General features: G+C 37.6%; 18 protein-coding genes. All 18 read left to right on the top strand.

The genetic code is table 11. The features are described from left to right. The coding region (locus tag JW794_08880) for an AMP-binding protein (protein MBN2018223.1) at positions 1-1,578 on the top strand (1,578 nt) is incomplete at its 5' end. Positions 1,579-1,873: 295 nt separating this feature from the next. Further along, positions 1,874-2,818 (top strand): hypothetical protein, encoded by a 945-nt coding sequence (locus tag JW794_08875; protein MBN2018222.1) that lies wholly within the window; start codon positions 1,874-1,876, stop codon positions 2,816-2,818. Beyond that, positions 2,815-3,258 carry a ribose 5-phosphate isomerase B gene (gene rpiB, locus JW794_08870; protein ID MBN2018221.1) on the top strand — a complete coding sequence of 148 codons (444 nt, stop codon included), beginning with the start codon at positions 2,815-2,817 and terminating at the stop codon, positions 3,256-3,258. Before JW794_08875 ends, rpiB begins: the two co-directional genes overlap by 4 nt. Positions 3,259-3,344: 86 nt before the next feature. Further along, positions 3,345-4,652 carry a serine hydroxymethyltransferase gene (locus JW794_08865; protein ID MBN2018220.1) on the top strand — a complete coding sequence of 436 codons (1,308 nt, stop codon included), beginning with the start codon at positions 3,345-3,347 and terminating at the stop codon, positions 4,650-4,652. Positions 4,653-4,661: 9 nt separating this feature from the next. Then, positions 4,662-5,486 (top strand): Bpu10I family restriction endonuclease, encoded by an 825-nt coding sequence (locus JW794_08860; protein ID MBN2018219.1) that lies wholly within the window; start codon positions 4,662-4,664, stop codon positions 5,484-5,486. A gap of 20 nt (positions 5,487-5,506) precedes the next feature. Further along, positions 5,507-6,490 carry an AAA family ATPase gene (locus tag JW794_08855; protein ID MBN2018218.1) on the top strand — a complete coding sequence of 328 codons (984 nt, stop codon included), beginning with the start codon at positions 5,507-5,509 and terminating at the stop codon, positions 6,488-6,490. A 15-nt stretch (positions 6,491-6,505) separates the two neighbouring features. Beyond that, positions 6,506-7,384: a DUF58 domain-containing protein gene (locus JW794_08850; GenBank protein ID MBN2018217.1), complete on the top strand. Its 879-nt coding sequence runs from the start codon at positions 6,506-6,508 to the stop codon at positions 7,382-7,384. Further along, the gene (locus tag JW794_08845; GenBank protein MBN2018216.1) at positions 7,381-8,304 is read left to right on the top strand and encodes a hypothetical protein; all 924 of its coding nucleotides are present in this window, start codon (positions 7,381-7,383) and stop codon (positions 8,302-8,304) included. Before JW794_08850 ends, JW794_08845 begins: the two co-directional genes overlap by 4 nt. Continuing rightward, entirely contained in the window at positions 8,294-9,292 is a 999-nt protein-coding gene (locus JW794_08840; protein ID MBN2018215.1) for a VWA domain-containing protein, read from the top strand. Before JW794_08845 ends, JW794_08840 begins: the two co-directional genes overlap by 11 nt. Further along, a complete protein-coding gene (locus JW794_08835; GenBank protein MBN2018214.1) occupies positions 9,292-10,293 on the top strand; it encodes a VWA domain-containing protein in 1,002 nt (333 codons plus the stop codon). The genes JW794_08840 and JW794_08835 overlap by 1 nt, the downstream gene beginning before the upstream one ends. Further along, entirely contained in the window at positions 10,290-11,048 is a 759-nt protein-coding gene (locus JW794_08830) for a tetratricopeptide repeat protein (protein ID MBN2018213.1), read from the top strand. Before JW794_08835 ends, JW794_08830 begins: the two co-directional genes overlap by 4 nt. A 1-nt stretch (position 11,049) precedes the next feature. Further along, the gene (locus tag JW794_08825) at positions 11,050-12,837 is read left to right on the top strand and encodes a protein BatD (protein ID MBN2018212.1); all 1,788 of its coding nucleotides are present in this window, start codon (positions 11,050-11,052) and stop codon (positions 12,835-12,837) included. After that, positions 12,834-13,583 carry a tetratricopeptide repeat protein gene (locus JW794_08820; protein ID MBN2018211.1) on the top strand — a complete coding sequence of 250 codons (750 nt, stop codon included), beginning with the start codon at positions 12,834-12,836 and terminating at the stop codon, positions 13,581-13,583. The genes JW794_08825 and JW794_08820 overlap by 4 nt, the downstream gene beginning before the upstream one ends. Position 13,584: 1 nt before the next feature. Next, positions 13,585-13,893, top strand: coding sequence for a hypothetical protein (locus JW794_08815; GenBank protein ID MBN2018210.1), 309 nt, complete (start codon positions 13,585-13,587; stop codon positions 13,891-13,893). A 29-nt stretch (positions 13,894-13,922) separates the two neighbouring features. Beyond that, entirely contained in the window at positions 13,923-14,606 is a 684-nt protein-coding gene (locus JW794_08810) for a hypothetical protein (protein MBN2018209.1), read from the top strand. Positions 14,607-14,703: 97 nt separating this feature from the next. Next, positions 14,704-15,882 carry a poly-gamma-glutamate synthase PgsB gene (gene pgsB / locus JW794_08805; protein ID MBN2018208.1) on the top strand — a complete coding sequence of 393 codons (1,179 nt, stop codon included), beginning with the start codon at positions 14,704-14,706 and terminating at the stop codon, positions 15,880-15,882. Continuing rightward, positions 15,875-16,324: a poly-gamma-glutamate biosynthesis protein PgsC gene (gene pgsC, locus JW794_08800; protein MBN2018207.1), complete on the top strand. Its 450-nt coding sequence runs from the start codon at positions 15,875-15,877 to the stop codon at positions 16,322-16,324. Before pgsB ends, pgsC begins: the two co-directional genes overlap by 8 nt. A gap of 34 nt (positions 16,325-16,358) precedes the next feature. After that, complete coding sequence (locus tag JW794_08795; GenBank protein MBN2018206.1) at positions 16,359-16,736, top strand: four helix bundle protein; 378 nt, start codon at positions 16,359-16,361, stop codon at positions 16,734-16,736. The last annotated feature ends 45 nt before the right edge of the window (positions 16,737-16,781 follow it).

The raw sequence follows: 16,781 nt of genomic DNA, 5'->3' as shown, positions 1-16,781 counted from the left end.
TATCCAGACAATGAAGCACTTGTCTATCCTGATCTAAATATTCGGCTTACATATAAGCAGTTTAATGAAGAAGTCGATAGAATCGCCAAAGCTCTTTTAGCTCTGGGTATTACAAAAGGTGATCATGTGTCGATTTGGTCAACGAATGTTCCAGAATGGCCAATTTTGATGTTTGCGCTTGCAAAAGTTGGTGCTGTCCTTATTACCGTAAATACGAATTATAAATCTCATGAACTTGAATATTTACTAAAACAATCAGATTCAAAAGCTATATTCTTGATAGACAAATTTAAAACAAGTGAGTATTTTAACTGGTTAATAAAAGTGTTAGATGACGCAAAATGGCTGGGTGGAGGAAAGCTGGAATCGAAGAAACTGCCAATGCTGAAAAATGTCATTATATTCGATAAAGAAACAAGTGATCATGCTTTAAGTTATAAAGATTTTCGAGAATTGGGGAAAGACATTTCTGATAATGAGTTAGATGACATCCAAAAAACACTCAGTGAAGATGAAGTCATTAATATGCAATATACTTCTGGCACAACCGGATTTCCAAAGGGGGTTATGCTCACACATCATAATATTGCCAATAATGCCTATCTTATTGGCGAACAGATGAAACTTACAGAGAAAGATCGTATGTGCATTCCGGTACCGTTTTTCCATTGTTTTGGATGTGTATTGGGTATTCTTGCTGCAGTAACACATGCAACAACAATGTTGCCACTCGTTACCTTTAATGCTGATGACGTTCTTAAACTGGTAAGCAGTGAAAAATGCACTGTTCTGCACGGTGTGCCGACAATGTTTATCGCAGAGCTTGGTGTTGAAAATAGAGATAGCTATGATACAAGATCACTTCGAACAGGTATTATGGCTGGTTCACCATGCCCTGTTGAGGTTATGAATCAAGTTATAAAAGATATGCATTGTTCGCAGATCACAATTGCTTATGGCCTAACAGAAAACTCTCCTGTAATTACGATGACATCCGTTGATGATGACGTTGTGCATCGTACAACGACCGTGGGTAGGGTATTACCTCCTATGGAAATGAAAATTGTGAGTCTTGAAACCGGTTTGGAATGCAAACCAGGCGAACAGGGAGAGGTTGTGATGGCTGGTGAGTGTGTAATGAAGGGTTATTACAAGATGGAAAAAGAGAATAAAATTGCAATAAGAAATGGTTGGCTTCATTCTGGTGATCTCGGTGTTATGGATGAAGATGGCTATCTTAAAATTACTGGTCGTATCAAAGATATGATAATTCGAGGTGGAGAGAATGTGTATCCTCGTGAGATCGAAGAATTCCTCTATACACATCCGAAGATCAGCAATGTGCAGGTCATTGGAGTACCAGATCAGAAATATGGCGAACAGGTTTTAGCAGCAATAAAACTGAAAGATGGTGTAAGTGCGACAGAGGAAGAGATCAAAGATTTCTGTATGCAAAATATTGCACGGCATAAGCAACCCTACTACGTTGTATTTGTTAATGGATATCCGATGACAGCTTCAGGAAAAATCCAAAAATTCAAGCTTCGCGAGGAAATGGTAACAAAATTAAAGCTGTAAAACTAAAATAGTAATTATATCGAATATATTCATAAATATTGTTTAGTTTTTTATCTGACATTATTAATGCAGTACAATATTTCCTTTTGACATAGATTTACGATATCATGATTTGATAAGATATCTTAAAAATAAATTATATCCAGATGCTAAAGATAATATAAGGTTTTTTTAAGTATTATATGCTAGAATTGTTTCCTATATAATTTATCAGAATTATATAGATTATTATTTACATTTTCTTGACACATTTCTTTCATCCACTTTTTCGCAAAAAAAAAATTATGGAGTAAAAATGGCGATTAAAAGATTGTCAAAGTTGATTGAATTAGCACAGAAAATTCCAAAGAAAAAAGTTGTGGTTGCTTATGCCCAGGATGAAACTACGATCCTTGCAACCAAACGCGCGATAGATTTAAATTTTGCGGATTTTACCCTTATCGGGGATAAGAAAGTGATAACCAAAATTTGTAATGAACATGATATAAATCCCGGTATCTATAAGATCATAAACCAGCCAGATGAAATGCTCGCAGGTCATACTGCGATGCGTATTGCAAGTAGCGGCGAAGCAGAAGTTATGATGAAAGGATTAATCTCTTCGGACAAACTCCTTAAGTGCATGCTGGACAAAGAATACGGCATGATGATACCTGATGCCACTCTTACATCAGTTTCCATTGCACAAATTCCCGATTACCATAAGCTGCTTATATTCGCAGATGCAGCCTTTATACCCAGACCCAATATTGATCAAAAAATTGCAATGACCAATTATGTGATTGAAACCGCACGTAAAATTGGGGTTAAACGTCCAAAGGTTGCTATCATTTCATTCTCAGAAAAATTACATCCCAAAATACCTACTGCCGTTGATGCTGCTTTTATATCCAAGATGGCAGACAGAAAGCAGATTAAGAATGCTGATGTTGACGGACCTCTTTCCATTGATCTTTCTATCGATGCGGAAAGTGTACATTATAAAGGAGTATCAAGTTGTGTGAAGGGCAATGCTGATTGTTTGGTTTTCCCATTCTTAGAAGCTGCAAATATTTTCTATAAGTCACTTTCTTACTTTGCTCACGCAAAAATGGCAACGGCAATCGTTGGAACAAAAATTCCTACAACACTCTCTTCACGTAGTGATTCGGTTGACAATAAATTCTATTCTCTTACCTTTGCGTGCCTTAGAGCAGATGAAGAATTAATGAATAACATTGAAATAGAGGCAATTCGATGAAGATCATTGTAGCTTCTGATCATGCAGGCTTTAAACTGAAAGAAGAACTGATTGCATACCTTGAAAGTCAGAAGTATGATGTTGTCGATGGTGGAACTTCATCTGCAGAGTCCATTGATTATCCGGATATTGGATTTCCAGCTGCAGAAAAAGTTGCTGATGGTTTAGTCGATTTCGGGATCGCAATCTGCGGTTCCGGTATTGGCATGAGTATCGTTACAAATAAAGTAAAAGGCGTACGTGCAGCACTTTGCACGTCAGAAAACATTGCCCGTCTTTCACGCCAGCATAATAATGCGAACATGCTCATCCTGCCTGGAAGGTTCATGTCATTTGAAGAAGCAAAGAAAATAGTTGACACGTGGATCATGACAAAATTTGATGGCGGTCGTCATCAACGACGTATAGATAAAATAAAAAAGTACGAGGAACGCCGATAAGTTCTTAGTAATTTTCTAATTCATAAGCATAATTTAATTTAATACATTAAACCATTTTAAAAAAATATCATAATGACGGAGGAATAATGTTAAATTATGATGAAATAAAAAAAGTTGATCCTGAAATTTATGAAGCAATTATGAACGAGGTGAACAGGCAATGTAATAACCTTGAGCTGATCGCTTCTGAAAATATTGTATCTGAAGCAGTGATGGAAGCAGCCGGTTCTGTTCTGACAAATAAATATGCAGAAGGTTATCCGTATCGATATAGTAAAAAAACTGGTGAGTTATTATATAGATTGTATGGAAGATATTATGGCGGTTGTGAATATATCGATGATGTGGAAAGAATTGCCATCGAAAGAGCAAAAGAACTCTTTGGTGCAGAACATGCCAATGTACAGCCACATTCCGGTTCACAAGCAAATATGGCAGCGTATTTCACTTTACTTAAACCTGGCGAGACTATTCTCAGTCTTGAACTCACACATGGCGGTCATTTGACACATGGACATCCGCTGAGCTTTTCAGGTAGTCTTTTTAATATTGTTCCGTATGGAGTTAACAAAGATACAGAACAATTTGATTATAATGAAATTCGTGAAAAAGCTCTCGAATGTAAACCAAAGATGATACTAACCGGTGCCAGTGCATATCCCCGTTCCATTAATTTCAAAAAGTTCAAAGAGATTGCAGATGAAGTCGGTGCATCACTCGTTGTGGATATGGCTCATATTGCAGGATTGATCGCAGCAGATCTGCATCCAAATCCAGTTCCATATGCGGACATCGTTACAACGACCACACATAAAACACTTCGTGGCCCGCGTGGCGGTATGATACTTTGCACAAATGAACTTGCTCCAGAACTCGACAAATGGGTATTTCCGGGCGTCCAGGGCGGACCACTTGAACATATTATAGCAGCAAAAGCAGTTGCTTTTAAAGAAGCTTTGCAGGATGATTTTAAAACATATCAAAAACAGATATTAGCTAATGCCCAAGCTCTTGCGAAAGGTCTAATTAAGCGAGGATTCAATCTTGTTTCAAATGGTACTGATAATCATTTAATGCTACTTAATCTTGGAACTGAAGAAGAGGGAGGACCTTCAGGAAAGAAAATGGAAGGTTCACTCGATCTGGCTGGTATCACTGCGAATAAAAATACTGTTCCATTTGATACTCGTCCTCCATTTGTTGCATCAGGAATTCGTCTGGGGACACCTGCTGTTACAACGCGTGGTATGCGCGAATCTGAGATGGATATTATTGCTGACTTTATCAGAAAAGTATATGATAACTACGATAATGAAGAACAGCTCGCAAAAATCAAAGAGGATGTACAAGCACTGTGTGCACAATTCCCGATATTTGAGGAATTGAGAAAATAAGAAGGTTGTATGGAAACATTTAGACACGGTGATACGATCACCGAACTACTCGAAACAGATAAAGATGCACTCAGGAAAATGTATCTTAATGAGATAACGATCCAATACAAGAAATGGAAAACATCTAATCTTGAGATCACATCAAATGAACACGCTGATCTGAAACAAAAAATAAAACTGTATGCCGAGTATCGAGAATTCCTATTCTCCAAGAAATTCAGAGAAGAAAATACATTTCTCAAGCAAAGAAAACTCTTTGAAACTGCATTTTCTGAATTTATGTACTATGTTATGAAGGATTTGACGATCATTGATGAAATGGATCTTCATTTTGGTCGGGCAGAAGTGCCATTGAACATGAAGTTTGAGTATGACAAACTTGAAAACATCAAAAAAGAGAAACTCATCCAGTTTTCCACCCAGAAAATGAGAACGGTGATTGGGAAAAATATTCAGATGAAATATCGAATTATTGGAAGAAAAAGTTATCTCGAATTTGAAATGATGCTTCCGATCATCATATCCGAAACAGCAATGGTTTTGGATGACTGGTTTGTTCTTTCCTATCAAAATCAAGTTCGACGAGTTAAATCTCTTTTCCCAAAATGCTTGAGTTTCATTGTATGTGAAGTTGTGAACAATGACTTTAGTTTTGACGTGTCAAGTTCCAATATAGATGGTATTTATATTTTACAGCAGCAAACAACGCGCATGAAGCGAAGAGCTATTTCCTGTGAAGTGCTGGAAGCTTTTCTTCATAAGATCCAAACGAATCTTTATAAACAGCGTGAAGATATTTTGAAGAAGATCAGAAAAGGTGTGTTAGCTGATTAGGTGATACAAACGGAGTATTTATGAATATCCAAGAAATTAATCAAAAAGTAGTTGAAAAAACTGAATTTGTTCAGTCAATCTATACTGAAATTGGAAAGGTAATTGTGGGGCAGGATTATATGATCAAACGCCTGCTCATCGGGCTTTTTGCTGATGGGCATGTGCTGCTTGAGGGTGTTCCCGGTCTTGCAAAAACTTTATCAGTAAGTACGCTTGCAGATGTCATCAGTGTTGGATTTAACAGGGTCCAATTTACACCCGACCTTCTGCCAGCAGATCTCATAGGAACACTTATCTTCAATCAGAAAGATGGAACTTTTACTGCAAAAAAAGGTCCAATTTTCTCGAATATAATCCTCGCTGATGAAATAAACCGGGCACCGTCAAAAGTGCAAAGCGCACTCCTCGAAGCAATGCAGGAACGCCAAGTGACAATTGGTGATAAGTCATACAAACTGGAAGAACCGTTCCTTGTACTTGCTACTCAAAATCCAATCGAGCAGGAAGGAACTTATCCTTTGCCGGAAGCTCAGGTGGACAGGTTCATGCTGAAACTAAAAGTAACCTATCCCAAAAAGGACGAAGAGCGCGAGATCATCAACCGTATGTCGGATAATAATCCGATTATAGTAAAAAAGATCATTAAGCCGAAGGATGTACTTAACACTCGAAAACTCGTTAATGAGATCTATGTTGACGAGAAAATCAAAGAATATGTGCTGAATATTGTTTTTGCAACACGCTCACCAGAAGAGTATGGCTTGAAGGATATCAGCGAATTCATTGAATTTGGTGGTTCTCCTCGTGCATCGATCTACCTTGTCCGTGCTGCAAAAGCAAATGCGCTTCTTGATCAGCGCGGATATGTTTCTCCTGAAGATATTAAGGAAATCGGAAAAGATGTGCTTCGTCATCGTATTATTCTTACTTATGAAGCTGAAGCTGAGAATGTGACGCCAGAGGATATTGTAGATCGAATCTTTGACGAGATAGAAATTCCTTAAGAATATACTGTTTGTATGATCCCGAAAGAGATTCTTCAGCAGATAAAACGCATAGAAATTTCCACCAGGAGCATTGTAAATGACATGTTCTCCGGTGAGTATCATAGCGTTTTTAAAGGACAGGGACTCGAATTCTCCGAAGTGCGAGCTTACCAACCGGGTGATAATGTCAAGCTCATTGACTGGAATGTATCCGCTCGTATGGGACATCCCTACATAAAGAAATTCGAAGAGACCCGCGAACTTACCGTTATGCTCATGATCGATATCAGCAGATCTGGCTCATTTGGAACCTTTCATAAACTCAAGCGTGAAATTGCTGCAGAAGTTGGTGCAATCCTTGCTTTTTCTGCCATCAAAAACAATGACAAAGTTGGACTTCTGCTCTTCTCAGACGAAATAGAAAAATACATTTCTCCGCAAAAAGGAAAAAATTCTGTCTTAAGAATTGTCAGAGAGATCCTTTATTACAAACCCCTGCATTATAAGACCGGTTTGAAGAATGCACTGGAATATTATTATAAAATGTCCAAAAAGCGAAGTATTATTTTTGTGATCTCGGATTTCTTCGATACGGACTATAAGAAAACACTCCAGATCGTTTCTCAAAAGCATGATGTTGTTGCAATCCGCATCCTTGATCCCAAAGAATACGATATTCCCGAGGTTGGATTCATTACATTCCAGGATGCAGAAACAGGCAAAGAGGTTGTAATAAACGCCAATGATAAAAGGCTGCGAGAACGTTATGAAGAATACATCCAAAAAACGATCAATGAGTTTCCACAACTTCTGAAAAAACTCAAGATAGATCTGATCGACATTAGGACAGATACAGATTATATCGAAGACATTGTGAAATTTTTTAAAGAGAGAGCAAAAAGAAATCGATGAAGAAGCTGATTATCCTTATAGGTTTTGTGTTACTGCTACACAGCATTACTTTTGGTTATTCTATTACCACAGAAATAGATACTGTAAAAACCAACCTCAACGAGTTACATGTAGGTGATAGGGTCTTTTTTGATGTGTCCATCGTTCATGACCAGAACAGCAGAGTTGAATTTATCCCAGCCCAGCCATCAGAGATGTTTGTCATTCTTGGATTTTCACCTTTTACTCAGAAAATGAAAACTGACCTCAGAACAGATTTTCAATTTGTTTCAGCTTTGTTCGATACAGGTTTACAAACGATCCCTGAGCAGGAGTTCATTATTGCAACTGATGATGATTCAATAACCGTATATTCTGATTCTCTTCAAGTCATGATATATTCGGTGTTACAGGAAGATAGTGTTGCACTGAAAGACATCAAACCTCCTGTCTCTTTGAATCTCAAATTCTGGGACATTGCACTTCCGATATTAATAATCGCTGTAATAATTCTTGCTATTATCTTTATCACTCGTAGGAAAAAAGGACTAGCAATCTTACCTGAAAAGAAGAAAAAGGTTCTTCCTGCACATGTCATCGCTTTAAAGAAAATAGAACAACTGAAGCTGGCAGATTATATTGGGAAAGGTGATATAAAGCGTTTCTATGTCGAGATTTCGTGGATTTGTAGAGAATATCTTGAAAACAGGTTTCATATGCCGTTCCTCGAAATGACAGGTTATGAAATCCGTCAGTCTCTCAAGGAGATCGGTTTAGAAAAAAGGTTGGAAACAAATGCAGTACTTCAGGAATGTGATAAAGTGAAATTTGCGAAGTATATTCCACCGATTGAAGATGCTCAGAAGATCCTTGAAGATTTAGTGGATATAATCCATTCGACAAAAGAGAAAGAAATATTGGAGGAGAAGCATGAGGATTGAGTTTCTTAAACCTTCCTTTTTCTGGTTGCTCCTACTCATACCTTTGCTTGTTTTGTACGAAATATTCATAAAAAGCAGAAAAAAACCAACTGTTCTTTATTCGAACATTCACCTATTGCATGCCTTTATTTCAGGAAAAACACAGATTCTGTACTATTTCCGTTATATCTTTCATCTTCTGATATTTCTGGCTTGTGTATTAGCTCTTGCACGCCCGGTAATCCCTGAACGATTTACACGGGTAAAAGGAAAAGGGGTTGATATCATTCTTGCAATGGATGTATCCACGAGTATGCGAGCAATCGATTTTCAGCCCAATAACAGACTGTATGTTGCAAAAGAAGAGGCAAAGAAATTTATCGAATCACGACCAACAGATAGGATTGGACTGGTCATTTTTGGTGGCGAGAGTTATACACAGTGCCCGTTAACGATCGATCATAAAATTCTTATTGAACTTTTAGAGCAGATTAAAACAGGTATGATAGAGGATGGGACAGCGATCGGAATGGGAATAGCGACTTCAATAAACAGGTTAAGAGATTCTACAGCAAAAAGCAAGGTAATCATTCTCCTGACTGACGGCAGAAATAACTCGGGTGAGATCGATCCTATTACAGCAGCAAGTTTAGCAGAGGATCTCGGTATTAAAATATATCCTATCGGTGTTGGAAAAGAAGGTGTTTCACAAATTCCGGTTGATCATCCGGTTTACGGTAGACAATATGTGTCTCAACAGCTTGATATCGATATGGAAACCTTGAATAAGATTGCAGAAATTTGCGGCACGGAAGAAGCGTCGAGAGCGCAAAATCCCGAACAGCTCACGGAGATCATGAAACGCATAGACAGCATGGAAAAGACAGAAATATCTGAAAAGGTTCATTACAGATATTATGATATGTTCTATTATCTTGTTTACATAGCTCTCCTGCTGATCGTGCTTGAAATTCTTTACTCCAGATTTATCTTGAAGAGGATACCATAATGAGATTTGGAAATCCTGAAATGTTACTATTACTGGTTCTTGTACCGGTTATCATCCTCCTTTTCTATCTTTCTGCACGTAGAAGAAAAAAAGTATTCGCCGTATTCAGCAGCGAGGAATTAAGAAATAAACTCATAACCAATCTCTCTCCAATTTCAAGAACTATCAAGAGCATTCTCTGGATCGTGATCATTATTCTTCTAATCATTGCAGCATCTCGTCCACAATGGGGTAAGAAGTTGCAGATACTCGAAGAAAAGGGACTCGATATTGTTGTGGCTATCGATGTTTCAACAAGTATGCTTGCCGAAGATCTTGCACCTAACCGTATTCAACGAGCAAAGAATTCATTCATGACATTCCTTGATATGCTTACAGGAGATAGGGTTGGGCTGGTGATATTTTCCGGTGATGCTTTTGTACAATGTCCTATAACATCAGATTATTCTGCACTTAAGATGTTCGCATCGATCGTGGATGTGGGGCTTGTACCTGAGGATGGAACGGATATTGCCAATGCGATTGAAAAAGCAACAACGCTTTTTACTCCGGAAACTCAGAATCGGGTAATGATTCTTATTACAGATGGGGAAAACCTTCAGGGAGATTTTAAAGAAGCAGTGAAAACTGCAAGAGAGAATAATATCATTATCTATACATTGGGTATTGGAACGCAAAAAGGAGCACCAATTCCAGTTATTAATCATCAGACCGGTGATAAAGAATATCTGAAAGATAAAGAAGGAAATATTGTCTTAACTCAATTAGACTTTTCAAGCTTGAGTTGGATAGCAAAAGAAACGGATGGTTTATTCTTCCAGGTTACAGCAGGACAGCAGGAAATTAGGGATATCCTCAATGATATCAGTCTTCTTGAAAAGGAAAAGATAGCGGAGCGAAGATATTCTCAATATAAAGAACAATATCAGTTTTTTGTTATTTTTGCTTTGCTTCTTCTATTAATTGAATTTATATTATGGGATAGGAAATTAAGGTCATGAAAAAATATATTATTACTTTGATTATTATACTGATTGTTCTTGTTCAGAACTGTTTTGCCCTGAACTATGAAAAGGTTTTGAAAAACAGCAATGCAAAAAAGGCATATCAGAAAGAGGATTATGCCAAAGCTGAAGAACTTTTCAAGCAAAGCAGTATCGAATATCCCGAAGAAGGGAAGATACATTATAACCTGGCTAACTCACATTATAAGAATGAAAAATATGATGAGGCAATTGCTGAATACAAAGCAAGCTTGAAGAATGAAGATGTCGATAAGGCAAAGGTTTTATATAACATAGGGGATTCATATTTTCAAAAGCAGGATTACCAGAAAGCAATTGAATATTATCGTGACTCACTTATTGAAGATCCGAAAGATCAGGATACTAAGTATAATTATGAACTGACACGACAGTATCTCCAACAACAACAGCAGCAGCAACAACAGGATCAGGATCAAGACCAGAAAGATCAGGATCAGGAACAGCAACAACAGCAGCAGCAAGATCAACAACAAGAGCAGGATAAACAGGAAGAGCAACAACAGCGGGAGCAACAGCAACAGCAGGAAAATCAGGAACAACAGCAAAACGAACAGCAGCAGCAAAATAAGCCCCAACCATCAGATGAAGAAAAGAAGCAGGCAGAGAGAATACTTGACGCAATGCAGCGCGCTGAAGATGAGAATCAAAAAGAACGTATGAAAAAAATGCTTCAGCAGGATCGTGTAAAAAAAGTAGATAAAAACTGGTAGTATGAATAAGAAATTTTTCTTGATATCTTTCCTTCTAATATTGAGTACTGGGCTCTGTTTTGGGCAGGATATTACCGTTACTTCATACGTTGATAAGAGTACCATTTCCATCAATGAGATGTTGAAACTAACGGTTGAGATAAAATCTGATGAACAAATTGACGCAGAACCTGAAATTCCACAACTTACAGGATTTCAGATAGTTGGACAATCATCCTCAAGTTCAACATCAATCGAGATCATCAATAATCAGATGTCGAGATCTGTTACGCAGAGTTTTACTTATTCACTACGACCACTCAAGAACGGAACCTTTACAATCCCTCCGATTTATACAAAATACAAGAACAAGATGTATCGTTCAAACTCGATAAATGTAAAGGTCGTCGAAGCAAGTTCAGATCAGTTACAACAGCAAAATCCGAAATATGAAAATAATACCGCGAATGTTCAAATCTTCCTCCAGGCAACGCCAAGCACATCAGAGGTTTTCGTCGGAGAGCCATTTACTGTGAAATATGTACTTTACAGCAATAAAGGTTTAGTAGGGCTCAATGCTGAAAAAATGCCGGAATTTGCCGGATTCGTAAAAGAAGAAACATTTCAGACAAAAAATATTACACACTCCCTCGAAGTCATAAACGGTATTCGCTACTATGCATATCGAATCAGCAATTATACACTTTTCCCAACAACAGCAAATACGGTTACACTCGACAATATGGAATTACTCTGTGCTTATGAAGTACCTGCAAAAAGCTTCTTTGATTTTGGTACGACTAAAAGAATTTATATTCAATCAAACAAACCTACTATTAAGGTGAAACCTCTGCCTATAACTGGTCAACCTCTGAATTTTTCAGGTGCAGTTGGACAATATACTATCAAATCTGATATCAGTTCACGATTGGTCAAGACGGGTGAGTCGGTGACCTTAACATTGGTGATAGCAGGTTCTGGCAACATTCGAATGTTTGAACCCCCAGCTCTACCCAATATTTTAAATATCGACACATTTCCTCCAGAGGAAACTGATGAACTCAATGGACCCGACAATATTGCTGGGCAGAAAGTAGTCAAATACATACTCATTCCTGAAGAACCGGGCACATATACTATTCCCGCGATTCCTTTCGCATATTTCGACCCTCAATCTAACACCTATAAATCTGTTAGCACACAACCAATTACCCTTACTGTGGAAAAGGGTAAGGCAACTCCCGGTTCCTTATCATATATTCGTCCGCAGGATATCGATATTCAAGGACTGGACATCAATTTCATTATTACCAGGAACAACATTTCAGATTATGAACTTCTTGTCGCACAGTGGTGGTACTGGGGATTGATCATTCTTTCATTATTGAGCATTGTAACCGCATTGATCATCAAAAAAGAACGGGATAAACTTCTACAGGATAAGGGCTATTATAGAGCTCGAATATCGAACAAGCAGCTTCAAAAAGATATGCAAACCGTCCAATCTGCCATGAAATCTGATGATGGTGCTGGCTTCTTTGTAGCATCAGAGAACGCTTTAAAGAATTTTATTGCAAACAGATGCAATATTTCTGCCGGTGCTTCAACAATTCAGGATATCTCATCAGTACTTCAATATAATAACCTTAGTAAAGATACTATTAGCGAGATCATAAACTTCCTCAAAAAAACTGACAGTGCTCGTTTCGGTGGTTCCTCTTACTCTCATATGGAATTAGAGGAACAATATTCTGTCTTGCTACGGATCTTACAACATCTTGCAAGGGCAAAATTCAGGAAAAAAAGATGAAAAAAGCAATCATAAGTTTATGTTTTATATTTTTATTACCCATCATGCTTCTTGCAAAAGAATATGATATGAGTTCAGCGAATAGAGCATACCAGGAACAGGATTACACCACGGCAGAAGCTGAGTATCTGAAACTCGTTGAGCAAGGTGTTAAAAACTATGAACTTTTCTTTAATCTCGGAAATACCTATTTCAAACTTGATCAACCGGGCAATGCGCGTCTGTATTATGAAAAGGCATTAAAATTCAGGCCACTTGATGAAGAATTGAATGCAAACATCTCCATCCTCATGTCCAGGATCAAGGATAAAGAAGAGATTGAACGTTCGTTCATGGAGACGCTTATTCGAAAGCTCTTTTATGCTTTTTCAATTAACGTTCTTGGGATTTTCATTCTCATATTTTTTATTCTTATGATGGCTTTAATTATACTTCTTATCCTCAGCAGAAATCTGATACTGAAACGAGTTGTAAAGATATTGCTGGTGGTCTTTGCTGTGATTTTCTTTCTTGTAACAGTTGTCGAAATAATGAGGATACAGGATTTTTACGCAAATGATTCAGCAGTAATTCTTGGAGAAACCGTCATTGCATTTAGCGGACCGAGTGAGGATTTCCCGCAGGTTTTTACTGTTCACGAGGGTCTGAAAGTAACGATAGAAAGGTTTGACAACGACTGGATTCTTGTCAAACTGCCGTCAGGTAACGGGGGATGGATCAGGGTTTCTGAAATTGGAATCATTTAGTGTGGATCAGAAGCCGGCAAAACAACATTCACAAACACTTGGTATTATTGGTTTCATTGCGTTAATTCCTGTTGCAATATCTTGGTTATTATTTATTCTTTTCATTTCAAAAATATCGATATTGTTCCAAGTGGTCTATCGAGTCGTACCATTTCTCATCATGGTCTTCTTTACGATCAATCCGATTATTGCATTTGTACTTGGAGTTCTTTCCATTATTCGAGAATCGAGAAATATCTATGCATATATAGCTCGAACTGGTGGATTAGTTTTTATGGGATTTTTATTGATAGCAATATTTTTTAGATAGATTTTGTTAGAATACATAGAGGAGTAAATTTGATAGATAAAAACAGCCTTGGGAATACAATCGATGTGCTGAATGATGGTTTCTTTTTCAACAAAAAATTATCTGATAAACAAAAACATGAAGCAGCCCTTTGGATTGCTTCTCGACAGGGATTACCGGGCTCATATGCAGGAATGTTTGCTCCAACAGAGGATGATTTCAAAAATGGTGTTCAGGTCTTTACCGGTGAAAAAATAACAACCGGAGCCGGAACAGCACACATACTTGGTGAAGAAGCATGCAGAATATTAGTGCTTCTCAATGTTGATGATACGAAAGTGAAAACAGCATTGAAGAAAACTCAGAATGGAATGGTCAATCGATTAAATGATAGTCAAATACAAGGATATAGCACTGATCTTTTCTGCTGTGGACCATGTACAATTGCGCTATGGAGAAACCTCATAGTCGGAGGTTTGAACAAGCAGAAAGAACGTCTGAAAGCAGGTCTGAAAGAAATGAAAATACTTCGGGATGGAAAGGGACGCTGGAGAAGGTTCAGATTTTACTACGCTCTTCTTGCACTGCATGAAATCGATCTGGAAGAAGCAAGAGATGAGTTAATATATGCAAGACCTGCAATGGAGCGTGCGTTAAACAGAAATAGTGGACAAGAAAAATATCAGCTTAGAAAGCTAAAGCTTCTAGAGTTAATCTTAAAAAAAATGCATTAGAATCATCTCATATTCATACAGAAAAAAACTAAATATTTTGACAACCTTTCATTATGTGTGCTTTTTATTCAAAAAAATTTGAACATAATAATACTCTATGTATATCTTAATTATTGGTTTACTCGCAGTTATCATTTTTTCAGCATTTGAATATTACACACATCTTCGTTACAGGAAGAAAATTCCATTAGTTATCCATATCAATGGCACAAGGGGGAAATCAAGCGTAACACGACTTATTGCAGCCGGACTGAGAGAGGGTGGAAAAAGGACGATTGCCAAAACGACCGGTTCAGCTCCTCGTGTTATTATGGAAGATGGCTCTGAGATTCCAATTCAGCGCCCTCGTGGAGCAAATATTCGTGAACAGGTAAAGATTACAAGATTCGCAGCAAAACGTTCTGCAGATGCCCTTGTGCTCGAATGCATGGCTGTTATGCCCGAATATCAGTGGATAACAGAGCAGATGATGGTGAAAGCAGATATCGGAGTGATTACCAACATCCGCCTCGATCATCTGGATGTCATGGGACCGGGCATCAAAAACGTAACCTATTCAATTTGTAATACAATACCAAAAAACTCCCTTGCATACACCAGTGAGAGAAAGCTCTATCCTCATATGAAACATTTTGCAGACAGAAAAGGAACAAAGCTTGAACTTTCCGATCCTGACGTAGTATCCGATGCTGAGCTTAACGACTTCGCATATATCGAGCATAAGGATAATATCTCACTAGCATTAGATGTATGTGATGCATGTGGAGTAGATATAAATACTGCGTTAGAAGGTATGAAAAAAGCCAATCCCGATATTGGAGCAACAACATTCTATCATATTATCGATAAAAATAGAGATATTTATTTTGCCCATTCCTTTGCAGCCAATGATCCGGAGTCGACTGAATTTGTTATTAAATCTGTAAAAGAGCTTCATCCTGATATCGAGTTTTGCGGTTTCGTACTCAATACACGAGCAGATAGAATGTTTCGCTCAAAACAGCTGATCAAAATGCTCGAAGTAATTCCTTTTGACGGACTGTATCTTATCGGACAGGAAACATCCACTGTATATTCATATGCTCAAAAAAATAAACTTCCTATGAAAAAGGTACATAATCTGGGCTGGATACATGGTGAAAAACTTGTAAATAACCTTGATGGATTAGATCATAAAAACATTATCTTGATCGGTATAGGAAATATCGGCGGAAATGGAGGAATAATAGTGGAATATTTCAAAGTTAGATCTATGCAGGGAGATATAAATGTTTGAAGTAGCTGTAGGTTTAGGCGTATTAACGAGTCTCTTCTTTCTTGAAACCTTTGGCGTTGCTGCTGGCGGTATTGTCGTCTGCGGTTATATTGCGATGTATCTACATGAACCTTTGACCATTCTTGTAACACTCGCAATTAGTTTTGCTGTATTTGGTATTGTGAAATTCCTCGGAATGTTCATGTTCATGTATGGACGTCGAAGGATGGTCATCTCCGTATTACTCGGATTTATAATTGGCTGGCTGGTTCGTTCTCTTGGTCTGTTTTCCTATATTCCTGGTGATCAGGTTGTTCATGTTATCGGTTACATCATACCGGGATTGATTGCAAATTCTATGGAACGACAGGGCATTATCCAGACGGTATCGGTCATGGGTGTCGCTGCGGTTGTTGTTCGTTTGATACTTATTTTGGTCTTTGGCGGACAACTTATTGGATGAAGGTCAATAACCAATGTCCAAAACGGAATGAACAATGATGAAGGAAAAAGTAAGTAAAAAGTTTGATTTGCTTGATAGATTAATTCAGTACTCGGTAAGAATTATCAAGGTCTCTGAGCAATTACCAAATACTCTATCTGGGAAACATATTGCATTACAGATTTTGAGAAGTGGTACTTCTGTAGCTGCCAATTATGGAGAAGCTCAGAGTGCTGAATCTCGTGCTGACTTTATACATAAATTAAAACTATCTCTTAAGGAACTTCGAGAAACTGATGTTTGGCTTAAAATAATTAAAGAAGCTGATTTAATTCAATCCGCATCAAAATTAACTTTGCTCCTAAAAGAGACTGATGAGTTAATTTCGATTATATTCAAGAGTATAGATACAGCAAGAAAGAATAATGAGTAAATTGATATTTTTCAACTTGAAATTTGGATGTTCCGTGTTCATCAT

Source organism: Candidatus Cloacimonadota bacterium, from assembly GCA_016932035.1.
GTDB lineage: Bacteria > Cloacimonadota > Cloacimonadia > JGIOTU-2 > JGIOTU-2 > Celaenobacter.
The sequence above is the reverse complement of the archived record's forward strand: the minus strand, read 5'-3'. Positions and strand labels throughout refer to the sequence as shown.

Excerpts from the sequence above, each read along its gene's own strand:
- JW794_08875 (MBN2018222.1), top strand. The coding sequence starts at position 1,874 with ATGGCGATTAAAAGATTGTCAAAGTTGATTGAATTAGCACAGAAAATT.
- JW794_08835 (MBN2018214.1), top strand. The coding sequence starts at position 9,292 with ATGAGATTTGGAAATCCTGAAATGTTACTATTACTGGTTCTTGTACCG.
- JW794_08830 (MBN2018213.1), top strand. The coding sequence starts at position 10,290 with ATGAAAAAATATATTATTACTTTGATTATTATACTGATTGTTCTTGTT.
- pgsB (MBN2018208.1), top strand. The coding sequence starts at position 14,704 with ATGTATATCTTAATTATTGGTTTACTCGCAGTTATCATTTTTTCAGCA.
- pgsC (MBN2018207.1), top strand. The coding sequence starts at position 15,875 with ATGTTTGAAGTAGCTGTAGGTTTAGGCGTATTAACGAGTCTCTTCTTT.
- JW794_08850 (MBN2018217.1), top strand. The coding sequence starts at position 6,506 with ATGATCCCGAAAGAGATTCTTCAGCAGATAAAACGCATAGAAATTTCC.
- rpiB (MBN2018221.1), top strand. The coding sequence starts at position 2,815 with ATGAAGATCATTGTAGCTTCTGATCATGCAGGCTTTAAACTGAAAGAA.
- JW794_08795 (MBN2018206.1), top strand. The coding sequence starts at position 16,359 with ATGATGAAGGAAAAAGTAAGTAAAAAGTTTGATTTGCTTGATAGATTA.
- JW794_08825 (MBN2018212.1), top strand. The coding sequence starts at position 11,050 with ATGAATAAGAAATTTTTCTTGATATCTTTCCTTCTAATATTGAGTACT.
- JW794_08860 (MBN2018219.1), top strand. The coding sequence starts at position 4,662 with ATGGAAACATTTAGACACGGTGATACGATCACCGAACTACTCGAAACA.
- JW794_08820 (MBN2018211.1), top strand. The coding sequence starts at position 12,834 with ATGAAAAAAGCAATCATAAGTTTATGTTTTATATTTTTATTACCCATC.
- JW794_08865 (MBN2018220.1), top strand. The coding sequence starts at position 3,345 with ATGTTAAATTATGATGAAATAAAAAAAGTTGATCCTGAAATTTATGAA.
- JW794_08855 (MBN2018218.1), top strand. The coding sequence starts at position 5,507 with ATGAATATCCAAGAAATTAATCAAAAAGTAGTTGAAAAAACTGAATTT.
- JW794_08840 (MBN2018215.1), top strand. The coding sequence starts at position 8,294 with ATGAGGATTGAGTTTCTTAAACCTTCCTTTTTCTGGTTGCTCCTACTC.
- JW794_08845 (MBN2018216.1), top strand. The coding sequence starts at position 7,381 with ATGAAGAAGCTGATTATCCTTATAGGTTTTGTGTTACTGCTACACAGC.